Genomic DNA, 17,034 nt, shown 5'->3' with positions numbered 1-17,034 from the left:
CAGTTTCGTCACATTTCATGACGGCGGAGCGGCTGACTCGATACCCGTTCGCCTGGCAGGATATCCCGATGGACGACCGATCCGGCTCCGACCATCGCGCCATCTCCAATCGTCACCCCCGGTAAAATCGTGACGTTGGCTCCGATCAACACATCGTTTCCAATCGTGACGTTCCCGATCCGGTATTCCGTCGTTAAATATTCATGGCAGAGAATCGTCGTATTAAACCCGATGATCGTATTCGAGCCGATCGTGATCCGTTCCGGGAACATCGTGTCCGGCATGACCATCAACGCGAGTGCCGTCCGCTCCCCAATCTTCATCCGCAAGAACGTCCGGTAGAGACTATTCTTAAAACGAAGCGACGGGGAAAAACGACCGATCGTGATGATGAGGAAACACCACATGACTTTAAAAAACGACACCGTCCGGTACATGTGCCACAATGGATTCGTCGTCCCGACGTGATAGCGGTCAGTTCGTCTTGGCATTCTCGGCCTCGATCCAGTCGCTTAAGTGTTCCATCGACTCGATGATCACATCCGGTTGCAACGCTTCGAGGTATGCTCGTCCTTTGATGGCCCACCCGACGGCAACGGTTTTCAGACCGGCATTTTTCCCGCCGTGGATGTCCGTATCGTTGTCCCCGACCATGATCGTTTCGTCTGGTGTTGCGCCAAGGAGTGCCATCGCTTTTTCGAACGGTTCGACGGCAGGCTTCTCTTCCGTCACGTCATCCGCTGCGATGATTGCGTCAAACAAATGCGTCAAACCAAACAGTTCGATTCCTTTTAAGGCGACACGCCGGCTTTTCGACGTCACGATCGCCATGTTGTAGCCCTCTTGTTTCAACCGACGTAATCCGTCCAGCACACCCGGATACTCAAGGACAAGCGTGTCGTGCATCGCGATGTTGTAGCTCCGGTAAAAGGCGACCATCTCTTTCCACTGGTCCGCATTCATCTCAGAAAACGACTTCTCGAGGGTCGGTCCGATGAACGGAAGCAACTCTGCTTCCGTAAACGTCCGGTCCGGGTAGTAATAGTCGAGTGTATGTTCAAAACTTTTTAGGATGAGGGGGTTCGTATCAATCAACGTCCCGTCGAGATCAAATAAAATCGTTTGAATCATCGGCTCATTTCGCCTCCCGTTTTGTTCCGTCCAAGTAACGGACGGCATTTTTCCGAAGCACCATCATGACGACCCCAAAGACGATCAAGGCAATCGACACGATTTGAGCGGTCCGCAGTCCGTCTCCCATCATCAGGCTGTCCGTTCGTAAGCCTTCGATATAGAATCGACCCATCGAATACCAGACGAGATAACCGAGGAAGATATAACCCCGACGTGGATTCCATTTCATTCGCCAGACGATCAATAAAATGACACCGATGATATTCCAGATACTTTCATAGAGGAACGTCGGGATATAATAGACGCCGTCGATGTACATCTGATTGACGATCCAGTCCGGTAAGTGCAACGTATCTTGCAGGAACGTCCATGTCGTTTCCCCACCGTGGGCTTCCTGATTAAAGAAGTTGCCCCAACGTCCGACGGCTTGGCCGAACAAGAGCGACGGCGCCAAGATATCCGCGATTTGCCAGAAGGAGATGTTTTTCTTCCGGGTATAAATCAATACCGTCAAGATCGCCCCGATGATCGCTCCATGAATCGCGATCCCACCTTGGCGAATATTGATGATCTGATCGATGTTTTGACCGTAATAGTCCCATTCGAACGCCACGTAATAGATACGTGCACAAATGATGCTGATCGGAATTGCCCAGATGACGACATCAACCGCATACTCTTCATTAAAACCGATCCGTTTCGATTCGAAGATGGCGATCATCAGACCGACGACTGCTCCTAAGGCAATGACAATCCCGTACCAATAGATCGGGATCGGTCCCAGTTCAATCGCTACCCGGTCAAACGTTGGTTGGACACTCGCTAACGTTCCCATCAAAGACCACCGTTCCCCTCTTCAATCGCTTGCGCCAGACGACCCGCAAACTCTTCTGCTGTATTGATGCCCATGTTTTTCAGACGATAGTTCATCGCAGCCACCTCAATGATGACAGCTAAGTTTCGCCCTGGACGGACTGGAATCGTCAAAAACGGAATTTCCGTATCGATGATTTGTAAGGTCTCTTGGTCAAGACCAATCCGGTCATACACTTTGGTTTGATCCCAAATTTCTAAATTACAGACGAGGCTGATTTTTTTATGTGAACGAACCGCACCGGCTCCAAATAACGTCATCACATCGATGATCCCGATTCCACGGATCTCAAGCAGATGCTGAATCAATTTCGGTGCTGTCCCGACGAGGATGCCATCACCCGTTTGACGGATTTCAACCGAGTCATCGGCGACGAGGCGATGGCCGCGCTTGACGAGTTCCAGTGCTGTTTCGGATTTACCGACACCACTCGCTCCCTTGATGAAGACGCCGACCCCATAAATGTCGACGAGTACACCATGCATCGCCGTCGTCGGTGCGAGTTCCGCCTCGAGGAAGTTGGTGATTTGAGATTCGACCGATGTCGTATGTCCCTTCGTCGTCAACAGCGGGACGTTCGTTTCGTCTGCTGCTTTGACGATTGCTTCCGGCACCTCGAATCCACGTGTGATCAAGATCCCCGGTGTCTCATCCGTACAAAGGACATTCGCTCGTTCGAGCTGTTCCTCATACGTCAAGTTATTGAAAAACGTCAATTCCGTTTTTCCGAGAATCTGGAGTCGTTCCGCTGGATAATACGCATAATAGCCGGCAAGAACGAGACCTGGTCGACAAAGATCAGCCGTCAGAATCGGGCGATGTAACCCCTCTTCTCCGGTGACGATTTTTAAATTGAATTGTTTTACGATTTCAGCTGTTCGCACTTTTGATTGCACGCTCAATCAGCCCCTTTCACTTGAAGTATTGTACCATATTTTTACGAAAATCAAGGAATTCGATTAGAAGTGGGCAATCTTGGGAATGGATTATAGATAGTCTAAAAAGGAGGGATATTTATGATGGAATCATCAGGTAGCGGTATTGGTCTCATTATCATCTTTATTTTATTCGGAATTCTCGCCATCGTTGGTTTTGTGTATCTGATCATGGCACTGATCGATATGTGGAAAGCCTACTCACGCAACCAAGATCAAACCGCTTTATTGTTCTTCATCATTTCGATCATCGGGATCTTCATCAGCGGTTCGCTCATCTCACTTATTCTTGCCATCGTCTTTTATTGGAACCGCGCACGTCGGAAAAGTTGGATGGGCATCGGTTTGATCATCGCATCGATCGTCCTGACAATCATCGGGATCATCGTGTTCATCCAATTCGGTTATGACATGAACAACTTCGAAAACATGAATTTCGATGATCCGATGATGGATCAGGATTACGATTATTAAGTTTCACCATATCAACGATGACTCCCTATCCTAAGTGATAGAGAGTTGTCGTTTTTTTGTCGAAGCCATCAAAAAAAATCCCTGCCTCCTTTTCATCAAAGGGACAGGGATTGGTTTAACTTAAAGAGCTTGTGGGCTTAAATGAACGCCGTGTGTGACAGAAATCGTGCCCGTTTTCGTCTCGGCAGCGACTTCGATTTTCGGCGTCCGACCACGACCTGACAAGAAGTGCAACTTACGGTTCACGACTTCTTTTTGATCGCGAATCAATTCCATCTCATCGAGGTTACAGTTCAATCCACCAAAGTTCGTTTCCAGCTCCCCATAAATCTCAGCACCGTGCGGCAACATCAAGGCGATGCTTCCGGCTAGGGACGATGCTTGAATCTTCGCATCTTGAACGGTTTTCAATTCACAGCGGACATTTCCGTTCGCCGTCTTTAAGTCAGACCGTTCGAAAACACCCGTGGCGATGACTTGACCGTTGGCCGTTTTTGCTTTCAGTGACTTGATTTCTGATTCTTCGATTTCAATCGAACCGTTCGCTGTCGACGTCTTGACTTCGTCACTGAACAGATCGCGGACAAGAATCCGTCCGTTTGCTGTCATTAACTGGACCGACGTCGCATCCAGTGATGACAACGTGATTTCCCCGTTTAGCGTTTGGAGAACCAATGACTCATAATGACGGCGTGGAATCTTCAGATGAATCGTCGCCCGGACACGTTTGTCCTTGAGACGAATCGATAGCGTGTTGGCAGAGACAGAATGTTGAAGAGAAGCTTGAAGTTGCTCGAGCGCCTGCTCTTCATTGACTTGGCGAAGCGGACGACCGGTCACAGTCAGTTCACATTCTTCGAGATCCCCCGGCTCAATGATGGCATTGGCATTAAAGAGGTCCAGATGAATCGTCTCACCGCTGAATGGGAATTGTTTGACGTAGGTGACGTTTGGTCCAGATGTTTGATTAAGTGACAAATCACTTTCCTTGATCCGGTTGACGAGTCCGTCAAATGCCGACATGACTTTCGACGTCAGTGAATCGACCGTATAATGATCGACCCGGTCGTAGTGTTCCGGTTCGTCCACGTACTTGTGTTCACTCGCTGTCGACTGATGCTCGTTAATCGCTTCGAGTCGTTCCAGCTTGTCAAGTGCTTCATCAATCGTCAGCTTTCCTTCTTTCACTTGTTCAAGTATCAGTTGGCGCATATCTTGCTTCATCAATATTCCCTCCTCTGATCTGACACGCGGTAATCGGTCCTGCATACTTACTACTTTCGTTCTACTTCCCTTACTTCCCTTTTTACGATTCTTGAATCAAAAAAGTTTCACGATTCGATTCGTGCCGCATCCCGTTCCAAGACTGGAGCCAGGTAGTGACCCGTATACGATTCCTTGACGGCCGCGATTTCTTCCGGTGTTCCGGTCGCAACGATCTTCCCGCCACCGTCGCCGCCTTCCGGACCAAGATCAATCAGGTAGTCGGCCGTCTTGATGACATCGAGGTTGTGTTCGATGACGAGGACAGTGTCACCGTTATCAACTAGACGCTGTAAGACTTTCAGTAAACGGGCGATATCGTGGACGTGTAAACCTGTTGTCGGTTCATCAAGAATATAAATCGTTTTCCCGGTCGACCGTTTGTGAAGCTCAGACGCCAGTTTGACCCGTTGTGCTTCCCCGCCGGATAATTCCGTCGCCGGTTGTCCAAGGCGCATATACGTCAGTCCGACATCGGCGATCGTTTGGAGTTTGCGGCTGATTTTCGGAATCTTATCAAAAAATTCCAAGGCATCTTCGACCGTCATCTCAAGGACGTCGGCAATCGTCTTGCCTTTATATTTCACTTCGAGTGTCTCACGGTTGTACCGTTTCCCGTGGCAAATTTCACACGGAACGTAAACATCGGGTAAGAAATGCATCTCGATTTTGATGATTCCGTCACCACGGCACGCTTCACAGCGTCCACCTTTGATGTTGAAGCTGAAGCGCCCTTTTTTGTAACCGCGGAGCTTCGCTTCGTTCGTCGAAGCAAAGACATCACGGATATCGTCGAAGACGCCGGTATACGTCGCTGGATTCGAGCGTGGTGTCCGACCGATCGGCGACTGATCGATGTCGATGACTTTATCGATTTGATCCAGCCCGGAAATCCCTTTATGGGCACCTGGTTTTTCTTTCGCCCGGTTCATTTCATGAGCGATCGTTTTATAAAGAATCTCATTGATCAACGTCGATTTCCCAGATCCTGATACACCTGTGACAGCGACGAACAAACCAAGCGGAATGTCGACATCGACATTTTTCAGGTTGTTTTCCGACGCTTTGTGAATCTGTAGTGCCCGACCATCCGGTTGTTTTCGTTCTGTCGGGACAGGAATGAATTTTTTCCCCGACAAGTATTGGCCTGTCAAGGAGTTGGGATCTTGCATCAGTTCTTCCGGACGTCCTGCTGCCGTGACGAACCCACCGTGGTCCCCTGCCCCTGGTCCGATATCGATCAGGTAATCGGCCGCCATCATCGTATCCTCATCGTGTTCGACGACAATCAACGTGTTTCCGAGGTCACGCATCGTCTTCAGCGTATTGATCAGACGGTTATTGTCGCGTTGATGCAAACCAATCGAGGGCTCATCCAAGACGTACAGGACCCCCGTCAGACGGGAACCGATTTGTGTCGCCAGACGAATCCGTTGCGCTTCGCCGCCAGACAACGTCCCGGCAGCACGTGAAATCGTCAAGTAATCCAACCCGACGTTTTCAAGGAACGAAGACCGTTCATGAATCTCCCGCACAATCATCTTCGAAATCGTCTGATCCTTCTCGGACAATTTGTCCGGCAACTCTTCGAACCAGACGACCGCTTGTTTGACGGACATCTTCGTCACGTCTCCGATATGAATACCGGACACCTTGACGGCAAGTGACTCGCGTTTCAAACGGTGCCCTTTACAGGTCGGACATGCCGCTTTCGCCATGTAACCTTCCATCTGTTCCCGGATATAGTCCGATGACGTCTCTTTGAACCGGCGTTGTAGATTGTTTAAGACCCCTTCAAAGAACAACGACGTATTGCGGACCATCCCGAAGTCATTTTCATAACGGAATTGAATTTCTTCCTTGCTGCTTCCGTTCAATAGGATATCACGGTGTTCTTCCGACAACTGTTCGAACGGTGTATCCATATCGATCTTGAAGTGACTGCAGACAGCTGCAAGCAACTGGGGATAATATTGTGAACTAGTCGGTTCCCAGGCAATGATTGCCCCTTCGTTGAGCGATTTATCTGGATGTGGCACGACGAGATCGACATCGACTTCCAGTTTCGTTCCGAGTCCGTCACATGACGTACAGGCACCAAAAGGTGAGTTGAACGAGAACATCCGTGGTTCGAGTTCCCCGATCGAGAACCCGCAAATCGGGCAGGCGTGATGCTCACTGAATAACAATTCTTTGCCATCCATCGTATCGACGATGACCCGTCCATCGGCGAGACGTAACGCCGTTTCGAGTGAATCGGCAAGACGCGCTTCGACGTCCGGTCGAACGACGACCCGGTCGACGACAACTTCGATCGAGTGTTTTTTATTTTTTTCGAGTTCAATCTCGTCCGTCAAATCGATAGTTTCTCCATCGACCCGGACACGAACGAACCCTTCTTTTTTTAAGTCTTCGAACACTTTGACGTGGGCACCCTTCCGACCCGAAATGATTGGTGCAAGAATTTGGAGACGGCTCCGTTCCGGCAGTTCCATCACTTGGTCGACCATTTGACTGATCGTCTGGCTCGAAATCTCGATGCCGTGATTCGGACAGATCGGTTTGCCGATCCGGGCATATAGCAGACGCAGATAATCGTAAATCTCCGTCACCGTTCCGACCGTCGAGCGTGGATTCTTACTCGTCGTCTTTTGGTCGATCGAAATCGCCGGGCTTAACCCTTCGATTGCATCGACATCCGGTTTATCCATCTGTCCAAGAAATTGCCGGGCGTAAGCGGAGAGACTTTCGACATATCGCCGCTGCCCTTCTGCATAAATCGTATCAAACGCGAGTGACGATTTTCCGGAACCGGATAAACCCGTCAGGACGACGAGCTGATCACGCGGGATTTCGACATCGATATTTTGTAAGTTATTGACGCGAGCGCCCTTGATAATGATTTTGTTCTTTTTTTCTGCCACCTTAGGCACCTGCTTTCAATTCTAAGATCAGATCACGCAATTCTGCTGCTCGTTCAAACTGCATGTCTTTTGCAGCTTGACGCATCTCTTGGTCCAGTTGTTCGAGCAACGTCTCGCGTTCTGGTTTTTTCAGCTTATTGAATTTCTCCAGTTTTTCCATCGTGTCATCACTTTCAATCGTCGTACTGATGACACCTCGGACGTCTTTTTGAATCGTCTTCGGGGTGATGCCATGTTCTTTATTAAAGGCGAGCTGAATGTTTCGCCGCCGTTCCGTTTCACCCATCGCCCGTTGCATCGAGTCGGTGATCTTATCGGCAAATAGGATGACATGCCCTTCCGAGTTCCGTGCTGCTCGTCCAATCGTCTGAATCAGTGACCGTTCCGACCGCAGGAACCCTTCTTTATCGGCATCGAGGATCGTCACGAGCGAGACTTCCGGAATGTCGAGTCCTTCTCGCAACAAGTTGATGCCGACGAGGACATCGTATTTCCCAAGCCGCAAGTCCCGAATGATTTCGATCCGTTCGAGTGTCTTGATTTCAGAGTGCATATAGTTGACCTTGACACCATGTTCTTTCAGATAATCCGTTAAGTCCTCTGACATCTTTTTCGTCAATGTCGTCACGAGGACCCGTTCATTTTTTGCGACCCGTTCCCGAATATTATCCATCAAGTAGTCGATTTGACCCGTGATCGGATGAATTTCAATCGTCGGATCGACAAGTCCCGTCGGACGGATGATCTGTTCGACCATCTCTTTTGTATGTTCGATTTCGTAAGGTCCCGGTGTCGCCGAAATATAGATCGCTTGACTGACCTTCTCTTCAAACTCTTCAAAACGTAGCGGACGGTTGTCTTTTGCTGAGGGCAGACGGAAACCATGTTCGACGAGCACTTGCTTCCGTGCCTGATCCCCATTGTACATACCACGGATTTGCGGCAAGGTGACGTGTGATTCATCAGCAATCAGTAAAAAATCCTTCGGGAAATAATCAATTAACGTGTATGGTGTCGATCCCGGTGGCATCAAGTTCAAATGACGGGAATAGTTTTCAATCCCGGAACAGTAGCCCATCTCGCGCATCATCTCAAGATCGTAGTTCGTCCGTTGTTCGAGCCGCTGGGCTTCAAGCAACATCCCGTCTTCGCGCATCTTCGCGAGTTGCGTCTCGAGTTCCGCCTCAATATTCGTGATTGCTTTTTGGAGACGGGTATCCCCCGTCACGAAGTGGGATGCCGGGAAAATCGAGATATGTTCCCGGTCAGCAATGATTTCGCCCGTCAAGGGATCCATGTCCCGAATCCGTTCGATCTCATCGCCAAAAAATTCAACCCGGACACACTGTTCGTCACGCGATGCCGGGAAAATCTCAACGACGTCCCCGCGGACACGAAACCGCCCCCGTTGGAAATCGATATCGTTCCGTTCATATTGAATGTCGATCAAGCGGCGTAACATTTCATTACGCCCCATCTCGTTGCCGACACGAAGCGACAAGACATGGTTGTTGTACTCTTCCGGATTACCAAGACCATAGATACAAGACACCGACGCGACGATTAATACGTCTTCCCGCTCAAATAGTGAGGACGTCGCCGAGTGACGGAGTTTATCGATCTCATCGTTGATCGAGGAATCCTTTTCAATGAACGTATCCGTCGATGGGACGTATGCTTCCGGCTGGTAATAATCATAAAAACTGACGAAATATTCGACGGCGTTATTTGGGAAGAACTCTTTGAACTCCGAATAAAGCTGACCGGCCAGCGTCTTATTGTGCGCCAGGACCAATGTTGGTTTTTTGATCTCGTTGATGACATTCGAGACGGTGAACGTTTTCCCTGTTCCCGTCGCTCCAAGTAACGTCTGATGGCGTTCACCATTTTTGACACCTGCAATTAGTTTTTCGATTGCCGTCGGTTGGTCGCCACCGGGTTCAAACGGTGATACTAACTCAAAATCCATCGTATTCTTCCCCCTCATCCAGTAAAAAATCTATTTTTATTGTATCACTTTACGAACAAACATTCGATTATGAAGTACTCTTTTTAGAAGTTACCCGTTTTTCGCCAAAAGAAAAAGTCCAGCTGGTTAGCTGAACTGTTTTCTTCTGCAGATTCTGATCTCGATCATTGAAGCATCCGGATTTTCGTCCGTTTGTTCCCCGGCTCACTGACGAATACGATTCCGAGATCGTGATGATCCTGTTCGTAAAAGGCACGCTGGGCAAAACGGACGTCTCCGTTATGATTCATCACTTCAAGACGGAGATACGGTTTATGTCGTTGAATCGCTTCATAAAATGCCTTCTCTGATTCGACGAACTCCCCATTGACTTTATAAATCGCTTCCCCCGGGACAAGACCCATCTCGGACGCCGGTTTTTCCGGAAGTGTTCCGAGGATGACGACACCCCGTTTTCCGTTGAGGAACACTGGCGTCTGCGAACGGTTCCAGCGTTTCGTCCGCTGATGGAGCACGATATGGACGAGGAGCAAGGCAGGTAAGCCGTACAGCCAAGCGGCTTGTTCGGTCAGAAAGGCACCTAATGCAAGAACGACCGCTGACAAGAAGCTGATCAGACGCCCTTGAACAAGCGGGCGCATCAATTGTGCCGGCAATTGACCCGTAAAGAGGAAACTGAATCCGATCGGCAGGAAGACGACCACTGGAACGAACTCCGGAAACGTCCACTGCGGAATCCACTGTTCGAGGCTACTGCCCGGAACGAGGACGACAAGCGGAATCAGCCACAATTTATTGGACGCCAGCCCGCCGATATAACGGCCCCGTTTCGACAGGACAAGTGACGGTGATAAGTTTTTCTTCCCGCGCCAGACGAGCAACATCAGTTCGGCCGCCAGTGACAAAACAGCAAGCAGCAACCAATGCGTCACGCTGACCTCACTCAGACCATCGATTCGGTCGTCGGCCACGAACCAGGTAAGACCCGCCATGACTACGAGCGGCCAAAGCGGTAAATTAAACCGGACGACTCCTGTTAGTAAGATCAGGAATGTCAGAACGGTAAATGCCATCAGAAATTCTGACGAAACCGTCAGCTTGAGACTGAGACTGATGACGGATAAGACGAGACCGACCACGAGTCCCGGGACAAGCGTTTCGAATACATCGGTCCGCTTGCTCCGGGTACGTGACCGAAACAGATTCCGTTCGCGTTTGACACGCCGCATACTGAGTAAAAAACTGACCAGAATTGCTAACCATAAGATCGGACTAACGAAGAAACTAATCGCTGTCCAACCGATTCCATCGAGTAATTCCACGCCCATTCAGACCTCTTTCTGTGAGTTATTGCGCAGCGACTTCAAGCGCCTTGATCCGTTGTACATCATTTTTTTGATCTTCGAGTTTCTTCAGCAGACGTGTTTCCATCTCAGCTGCCGTCACTGGGTCGATGTTTCCTGTCGCGTCTAGCTTCGCATCCTTCTGCAAGCGCTCGACGGCCTGCTTCATCGTATCGCCGAAATATCCTTTCTGTCCTTTTGGATCAAAGCCGATTGCTTCGAGGACCAGATGGGCATTTTCAACAGGTTTTCCATAATCACCGCTCGCTAACGTCTTGTCATCCGTCAAAATCTTCGTCACGTTGAAGTAATCCGGTTGTTTGACTTCAACGGTCGGTTTGACACCTTTTTTATGAATCCAGTTCCCGTCCGGCGTCAGCCATTTGTTCGTCGTCAATTTTAGGTCGCTGCCGTCTTTTAAGTCATAGGCACTCTGGACGATCCCTTTTCCGAACGATTTCGTCCCAACGACTTCTGCACCGGCGCCCTCTTTCAGACCGGCTGCGAGAATTTCAGACGCAGAGGCCGAACCACTATCTTCGAGGACAACGATCTTATACGGTTTCTTCTCTTCCGCTTTCCCGAATTCCTGCGTCCGTTCGCCTTTGTTGTCTTCCACTTGGAAGATCGGTGTCTCTTTCGGAATGAACGGTGCGATCATTTGCGAGACTGCCGTCAGCAAGCCACCTGGATTACCGCGGACATCAATCACCAGACCATCGATGTTTTTTTCCTCGAGTGCTGCCAGTTGTTTCTCGAATTCATCTGCTGTCGGATCAGAAAACTGGGTGACTTGCAGGACACCAATCGTTTTCCCATCGACTTGTTCCGTCTCGGAATACACCGTCTCAATCGGGATCGTATCGCGGACGATCGTGATCTTCATCGGATCTTGTCCACCCCGTTGAATCGTCAAGACGACTTTTGTTCCTTTTTCGCCCCGGATCTTCTTGACCGCTTGATCCGTTTTTTGTCCTTTGGTCGTTTTCCCGTCGATTTCTAAGATGATGTCCCCCGGTTTGATGCCCGCCTTTTCAGCCGGTGAGCCCTTGATCGGTGAGACGATGACGATCGCTTCTCCCTTTTGTTCAAGCGTCGCTCCGATTCCTTCGAACGAAGATGACAGATTCGTATTAAATGACGCCGTTTCCGACTCATCCATGTACACCGAATAGGGATCCTCGAGCACTTCTGTCATTCCTGTCAGTGCACCTTCGAGCAATTCCTGATCCGTCACGTCCTCCAGATAATTTTGTGAAATCATCTGCCGGACTTGATCAATCTTTTTCCAATCGCCTGTAGATTGTGATGAAGAACTTGTCGCCACTGTATCCGTTCCACCTGTCGCTAACATCCCGACAGCACCTGCGCCAAGCCCCAAGCCAAACGTACTGACCGCTATGACGGCCGTTGTCGATTTTTTCACGCGTGATTCCTCGTTTCTGGTGTAAACCTGCTATTTTTTTCAGTATAGCAAAAAAAGATAGGTTCCCCTATCTTTTCGTTGGTCGCTCTCTTTACCTTATAAGATATACGGTGCCGGATCGACGGCATTCGGTTGTCCGACTGCCCATTCTCCCCGATGGATCTCAAAATGAAGGTGGGGACCTGTGGACCAACCGGTCGAACCAAGTTTTCCGACGATTTCTCCCGGCATGACCGTTTGACCCGCCTTCACGGAGACGGCGTCCAGATGGCCGTAGACGGTCGTCCAGACTTCCCCCTCCATCAGGTGCGTAATCATGACGACATTACCGTACCCGGTCGCACTGCCGGCCCGGAGGACGATCCCACCCGCTGCTGCTTTGATCGGCGTCCCTTTCGCATTGACGAGATCGAGGCCGGTATGCCGTTCTGACTTCCCGGTCAACGGATTGTTTCGGGGACCAAACGGAGACGAGACATACCCGGTCACAGGCAATAAAAAGGGTTTCGCGACCGTTTCCGCCGTATCGGTTGGTGCGCGATCCTTTGCCGGTTGCTCGGTCACAGGTTTCGCCGCTGGTGCCGGACGCGAATCCGTCGTTTGTTGTTTCTGCTCCGCTCGGCGTTGCTCTTCCGCAGCTGCACGGGCTGCTTCTTCCGCTGCTTGTCGAGCGGCTTCGGCACGTTCCTTCGCTTCTTGCTGTGCCCGTAATTCCGCTTGACGCAATGCCTCTAACTCTTGACTGATCAGCCGTTGCTGATCCGCTAAAATCGCTGCTTCTTCTGCTTTTGAGAACTGCTCCTGTTGCAACTGTTTAACCTGACGATTCAGTTGGACGACTAACGTCCGTTTGATGTCCGACTCGGCGATGATGCGTGTCTGCAAGATCAATAACTTTCGTTGTTCTTTTTTTAATTGACCGAGCACGAGTTCTTGCTCCGACCGTTGTTCCGTCAATTGTTTGACGTTCGTTTGATACGTCTGTAAGATGCCGTCATCCTGTTTAATGATTTCACTGACAGTACTGAACCGCGAGATCAAATCCCCGAAATCTTTGGCATCGAGCAACACTTCGATGTATTTGACATCACCGTCCCGTTGCACGGATCGCAGACGATCCCCAATCAACCGTTCCTGTGTCCGGAGCTTGGACTCGGTCTGACTGACAGCGCGTGTGACGATATCCAGTTCTTGTTTAGCGACAGAAACAGCCGCTTGTTGATCCGCAATCTTACTCGCTAAATCATCCAAACGGCTGTTGACTTCATCGAGGAGCGCTTGTGCTTCCTTGCGCTCCCGTTTCGTCAAGACTAACTTCTCCGATGTCTGATTCTGTGATCGTTCCGTCTCTTGCAGACGGGACTCGACCTCCTGTTGTTCCTTCAACAAATCTCCCTTGGACGTTGCGTGAACGGATACACTTGAACCAATTAATGCCAAGCTTAGGACGGCAGAACAGAATCGGACCTTCATGAGAAGCATCTCTCCTCTATCTTTTATTTGATTGTTGTCATTAAATCTTCAAGAATCGGCCGAGTGACGTCGTTGATCCCCAAACACCAATAAAGGCGCCTAACGCCAGTAAAATGACGGAGACTTGGACAGACAGTTCGCCTGGTGGGATCAGTGTGAAAATGGACGCGTTCAGCGAAACGAGTTGTGGTTGCAGGGCGTTATACGTCACTTCGTACCCGAAGTAGACGACGGCAATCGGAATCAATGCCCCGAGAACACCCATCAATAATCCTTCGATGAAGAACGGTGCACGGATGAAGCCGTTTTTCGCACCAACGAGTCGCATGATCTCAATTTCGCGACGACGTGAGAAAATCGTCACCTTGATCGTATTCGAAATCAGGAACATCGCCATGAATGTCAAACCGACAATCAGGATGATTCCACCGATCCGAACCCCTTCAAGGAAATTGAACATCTTTTCAACATAATCTTCCCCATATTCGACACTATCTATATTTTCCATTTTTTTGACGGTAGTTGCAATAGTTTCTGTCTCATTTGGTGAAGTCGCTTTGACGATATAGCGGTCGTGGAGCGGATTATCCTTCTCGACTGACTGATACGCCTGTGACCCTTCGCCAAGCTGTTCCTTGAAGCGGTCCAGTTCATCTTCTTTTGAGCTATAACGGACAGATTCAACGCCCGGCATCTGCTCTAATTTTTTCCCAACTGCATCGATTTTTGCTTGATCGGATTCACGTTCGACGAACACTTGGATTTCGACGTCTTTTTCGACGTTATCGGAAATCTTGTTAACGTTAAACATGACCATTGCAAAAATTCCTACTAGTAATAAGGTCACGGTAACAGCACTGACGGAAGCAAATGTCATCCAGCCGTTTCGGACGAGACCTTTTGCCCCTTCCCGTAAATGACGGAATCCATTAAACTTCATAGCCGTACATTCCTTTCTCTTCGTCTCGGACGATTTTTCCAGCGTCAATCGCTAACACACGATGACGCATCTTATTGACGATATCCCGGTTGTGGGTCGCCATCACGACCGTTGTCCCACGGCGATAAATCTCTTCGAATACTTCCATGATCTCCCATGCGGTATCCGGGTCAAGGTTTCCGGTCGGCTCGTCGGCGATGACGAGTGCCGGGCGGTTGACGATGGCTCTCGCGATCGAGATCCGTTGTTGTTCTCCACCGGATAATTCATCAGGATAGTTCCGTTCCTTGTGCTTTAACTTAACGAGATCGAGGACCTCAAGCACTTTTTTGCGGATTTGCGATCGATCTTCCCCGACGACTTCAAGGGCAAACGCAACATTTTCATAAACCGTCAGTGACGGGAGTAGTTTAAAGTCTTGGAAGATGACGCCGATTTGGCGACGGAGTTCGGGGATTTGGCGGTTTTTGAGCTTACCGACTTCAATTCCTTTAAATAAAAATGAACCGCTTGTTGGTCGTTCTTCGCGGTACATCATTTTCATGAATGTCGATTTCCCGGCACCGGACGGCCCGACGATATAGACGAATTCACCTTGGTTGATCGTCAGATTGACTTCACGAAGTGCCGTGACACCGTTCGGATAAATTTTACTGACTTGTTGCATCTTGATCACTTGCTTCACATCCTTACTTGATTACTGATGGTGATCAGATAGGTCTTAAAACCTACCGATTCCAATTATAACAGGCAAAAAAATTTAAGCACATTACAATCAAATGTCATTTCCGACCGTTTTACAGGAAAAAAGGGACCAGATCTGATGAACACGTGTCATGTTCGTCATCTCTAGCCCCATATTATCACATAATTATTTTTTTTCAGCTAACCAGTCAGCGACGGCAACGATTTCTTTATCGTCTTTCAGGATACCCGCAGGCATCTGCCCTTTACCGTTTTTGATGATTTTTTGAATCTCTTCTGACGAGTATTTTGAACCGACTTTCGTTAAGTTCGGTCCTACATTTCCTTCTAAGTTATTCCCGTGACAAGAAGCACAGTTGTTGGCGAAGATTTTTTCCGCGTCGACCGCTGTTTCTGTCTTCGACGAATCATCACTCATCGTCGATTCATCCTTCGATGTATCTGATGAACTGGAGTCATCACTGCCACATGCACCAAGTACAAGCGTCGCGCCGAGTCCGGCTGCGAGTAAAAGATTTTTAAGTTTCATCCGTATGTCCCCCTTAAGAAGTACCAAATCACATCGTTATCTATTAGAGTATAACCGTTATTGGTCTTTCTTAAGCGTGATTTCACAAAAATTTCACTCTTTTCGAACAATTACGGCACATTTCGATACCGTTTATCGTCGGAAAAACCAAGCCCCAGTACTTCATGGGCCTCACTGACAACAAGGAAGGCGTGCGGATCGATGTGTTTGACGATTTCTTTGAGTGTCGTGATCTCACCTTGGCGAACGACGACCATCAGCATCGGTTTCCGCGTCCGGGTGAAGGCACCGGCTGCTTCGATTTCCGTCGCTCCCCGGTCAAGCGTCTGGAAAATCTCTTTTACGAGCGCTTCCCGGTGGTCCGAAATGATATAAGCCAGTTTGTCGTTCGTAATACCCAGCTGGACAATATCAATCATTTTGATCGTGATGAACAGGGCGACGAGTGCATACAAGCCGATTTCAAGTGAAAAGATGATGGCGGCACTGATGACGATCGTTCCGTCGAGCAGAGCGATACACAGATGGAGCGGTAATTTCGTGAAACGGTGGAGAATCTGAGCAATCAAATCCATGCCGCCGGTCGATGCCCGTGCTTTAAAGATCAAGCCGAGTCCGATCCCAACCCCCGCTCCACCGAAGATAGCAGCGAGCATCGGGTTCATCGTCGCGGCCGGAACATCAAACCGTTCATAGACCAGGATGACGACCGGTAAAAAGATTGAGCCGACAAGCGATTTGACGCCAAACCCCATCCCGAGAATCATCCAGCCGATCGCAAGGAGGACGATGTTGGCGATCAATTGAAACAAGCCCGGTGAAATTCCGAACAAATCGTTCAAGACGATCGACAGACCACTGACGCCTCCGGACGCTAATTGATTCGGCGCCAAAAATAAACTGAAGGCACTGGCGACGAATAAAGAACCGAGTAATAAATAGATATAGTCGCGAACGACTTCCTGACGTGTTGATGTCATAACGTTACATTTCCCCTTACATAAGTTCTACAACCCGTGTTTCATTTTAGCGGAAAAGACGGGTA

At 49.3% G+C, this 17,034-nt stretch carries 15 protein-coding genes; 1 reads left to right on the top strand and 14 read right to left on the bottom strand.

All coding sequences use genetic code 11. The features are described from left to right. Nucleotides 1–8 precede the first annotated feature (8 nt). From BLD48_RS02170 to hprK, 4 genes are read right to left on the bottom strand one after another with little or no spacing between them, the layout of a single operon-like run. On the bottom strand, nucleotides 9–491 hold the full coding sequence (locus BLD48_RS02170) for an acyltransferase (RefSeq protein ID WP_071498780.1): 483 nt from the start codon (nucleotides 489–491) through the stop codon (nucleotides 9–11). Further along, complete coding sequence (ppaX, locus tag BLD48_RS02165) at nucleotides 475–1,131, bottom strand: pyrophosphatase PpaX (RefSeq protein ID WP_071498779.1); 657 nt, start codon at nucleotides 1,129–1,131, stop codon at nucleotides 475–477. The genes BLD48_RS02170 and ppaX overlap by 17 nt, the downstream gene beginning before the upstream one ends. Nucleotides 1,132–1,135: 4 nt before the next feature. After that, complete coding sequence (gene lgt / locus BLD48_RS02160) at nucleotides 1,136–1,969, bottom strand: prolipoprotein diacylglyceryl transferase (RefSeq protein ID WP_071498778.1); 834 nt, start codon at nucleotides 1,967–1,969, stop codon at nucleotides 1,136–1,138. After that, the gene (gene hprK, locus BLD48_RS02155) at nucleotides 1,969–2,904 is read right to left on the bottom strand and encodes an HPr(Ser) kinase/phosphatase (RefSeq protein ID WP_071498777.1); all 936 of its coding nucleotides are present in this window, start codon (nucleotides 2,902–2,904) and stop codon (nucleotides 1,969–1,971) included. Before hprK ends, lgt begins: the two co-directional genes overlap by 1 nt. A gap of 120 nt (nucleotides 2,905–3,024) precedes the next feature. Here hprK and BLD48_RS02150 point away from each other — a divergent pair, with 120 nt between their 5' ends. Continuing rightward, nucleotides 3,025–3,417 (top strand): hypothetical protein, encoded by a 393-nt coding sequence (locus tag BLD48_RS02150; RefSeq protein WP_071498776.1) that lies wholly within the window; start codon nucleotides 3,025–3,027, stop codon nucleotides 3,415–3,417. A 120-nt stretch (nucleotides 3,418–3,537) separates the two neighbouring features. On the opposite strand, the gene BLD48_RS02145 is transcribed toward BLD48_RS02150, so the two are convergent. From BLD48_RS02145 to BLD48_RS02100, 10 genes are all read right to left on the bottom strand, one after another. Next, nucleotides 3,538–4,641 carry a DUF4097 family beta strand repeat-containing protein gene (locus BLD48_RS02145; RefSeq protein ID WP_071498775.1) on the bottom strand — a complete coding sequence of 368 codons (1,104 nt, stop codon included), beginning with the start codon at nucleotides 4,639–4,641 and terminating at the stop codon, nucleotides 3,538–3,540. Nucleotides 4,642–4,748: 107 nt separating this feature from the next. Next, on the bottom strand, nucleotides 4,749–7,604 hold the full coding sequence (gene uvrA / locus BLD48_RS02140; RefSeq protein ID WP_071498774.1) for an excinuclease ABC subunit UvrA: 2,856 nt from the start codon (nucleotides 7,602–7,604) through the stop codon (nucleotides 4,749–4,751). Nucleotide 7,605: 1 nt separating this feature from the next. Then, nucleotides 7,606–9,573 (bottom strand): excinuclease ABC subunit UvrB, encoded by a 1,968-nt coding sequence (uvrB, locus tag BLD48_RS02135; protein ID WP_071498773.1) that lies wholly within the window; start codon nucleotides 9,571–9,573, stop codon nucleotides 7,606–7,608. A gap of 164 nt (nucleotides 9,574–9,737) precedes the next feature. Then, the gene (locus BLD48_RS02130; RefSeq protein ID WP_071498772.1) at nucleotides 9,738–10,901 is read right to left on the bottom strand and encodes a PDZ domain-containing protein; all 1,164 of its coding nucleotides are present in this window, start codon (nucleotides 10,899–10,901) and stop codon (nucleotides 9,738–9,740) included. 19 nt (nucleotides 10,902–10,920) lie between these two features. After that, complete coding sequence (locus BLD48_RS02125; protein ID WP_071498771.1) at nucleotides 10,921–12,342, bottom strand: S41 family peptidase; 1,422 nt, start codon at nucleotides 12,340–12,342, stop codon at nucleotides 10,921–10,923. A 96-nt stretch (nucleotides 12,343–12,438) separates the two neighbouring features. Then, nucleotides 12,439–13,815, bottom strand: coding sequence for a M23 family metallopeptidase (locus BLD48_RS02120; protein WP_071498770.1), 1,377 nt, complete (start codon nucleotides 13,813–13,815; stop codon nucleotides 12,439–12,441). A 40-nt stretch (nucleotides 13,816–13,855) separates the two neighbouring features. Continuing rightward, on the bottom strand, nucleotides 13,856–14,755 hold the full coding sequence (ftsX, locus tag BLD48_RS02115; RefSeq protein ID WP_071498769.1) for a permease-like cell division protein FtsX: 900 nt from the start codon (nucleotides 14,753–14,755) through the stop codon (nucleotides 13,856–13,858). Then, complete coding sequence (ftsE, locus tag BLD48_RS02110) at nucleotides 14,745–15,431, bottom strand: cell division ATP-binding protein FtsE (protein WP_071498768.1); 687 nt, start codon at nucleotides 15,429–15,431, stop codon at nucleotides 14,745–14,747. Before ftsE ends, ftsX begins: the two co-directional genes overlap by 11 nt. 195 nt (nucleotides 15,432–15,626) lie before the next feature. Further along, complete coding sequence (cccB, locus tag BLD48_RS02105) at nucleotides 15,627–15,989, bottom strand: cytochrome c551 (protein WP_071498767.1); 363 nt, start codon at nucleotides 15,987–15,989, stop codon at nucleotides 15,627–15,629. 110 nt (nucleotides 15,990–16,099) lie between these two features. Further along, nucleotides 16,100–16,969 (bottom strand): YitT family protein, encoded by an 870-nt coding sequence (locus BLD48_RS02100; protein ID WP_071498766.1) that lies wholly within the window; start codon nucleotides 16,967–16,969, stop codon nucleotides 16,100–16,102. Between the last annotated feature and the right edge of the window lie 65 nt (nucleotides 16,970–17,034).

The sequence above is a fragment of the Exiguobacterium sp. KRL4 genome, assembly GCF_001870785.1.
Classification (GTDB): Bacteria; Bacillota; Bacilli; order Exiguobacteriales; family Exiguobacteriaceae; genus Exiguobacterium_A.
Note: the sequence above shows the minus strand (reverse complement) of the source record. Positions and strands in the feature narration are given on the sequence as shown.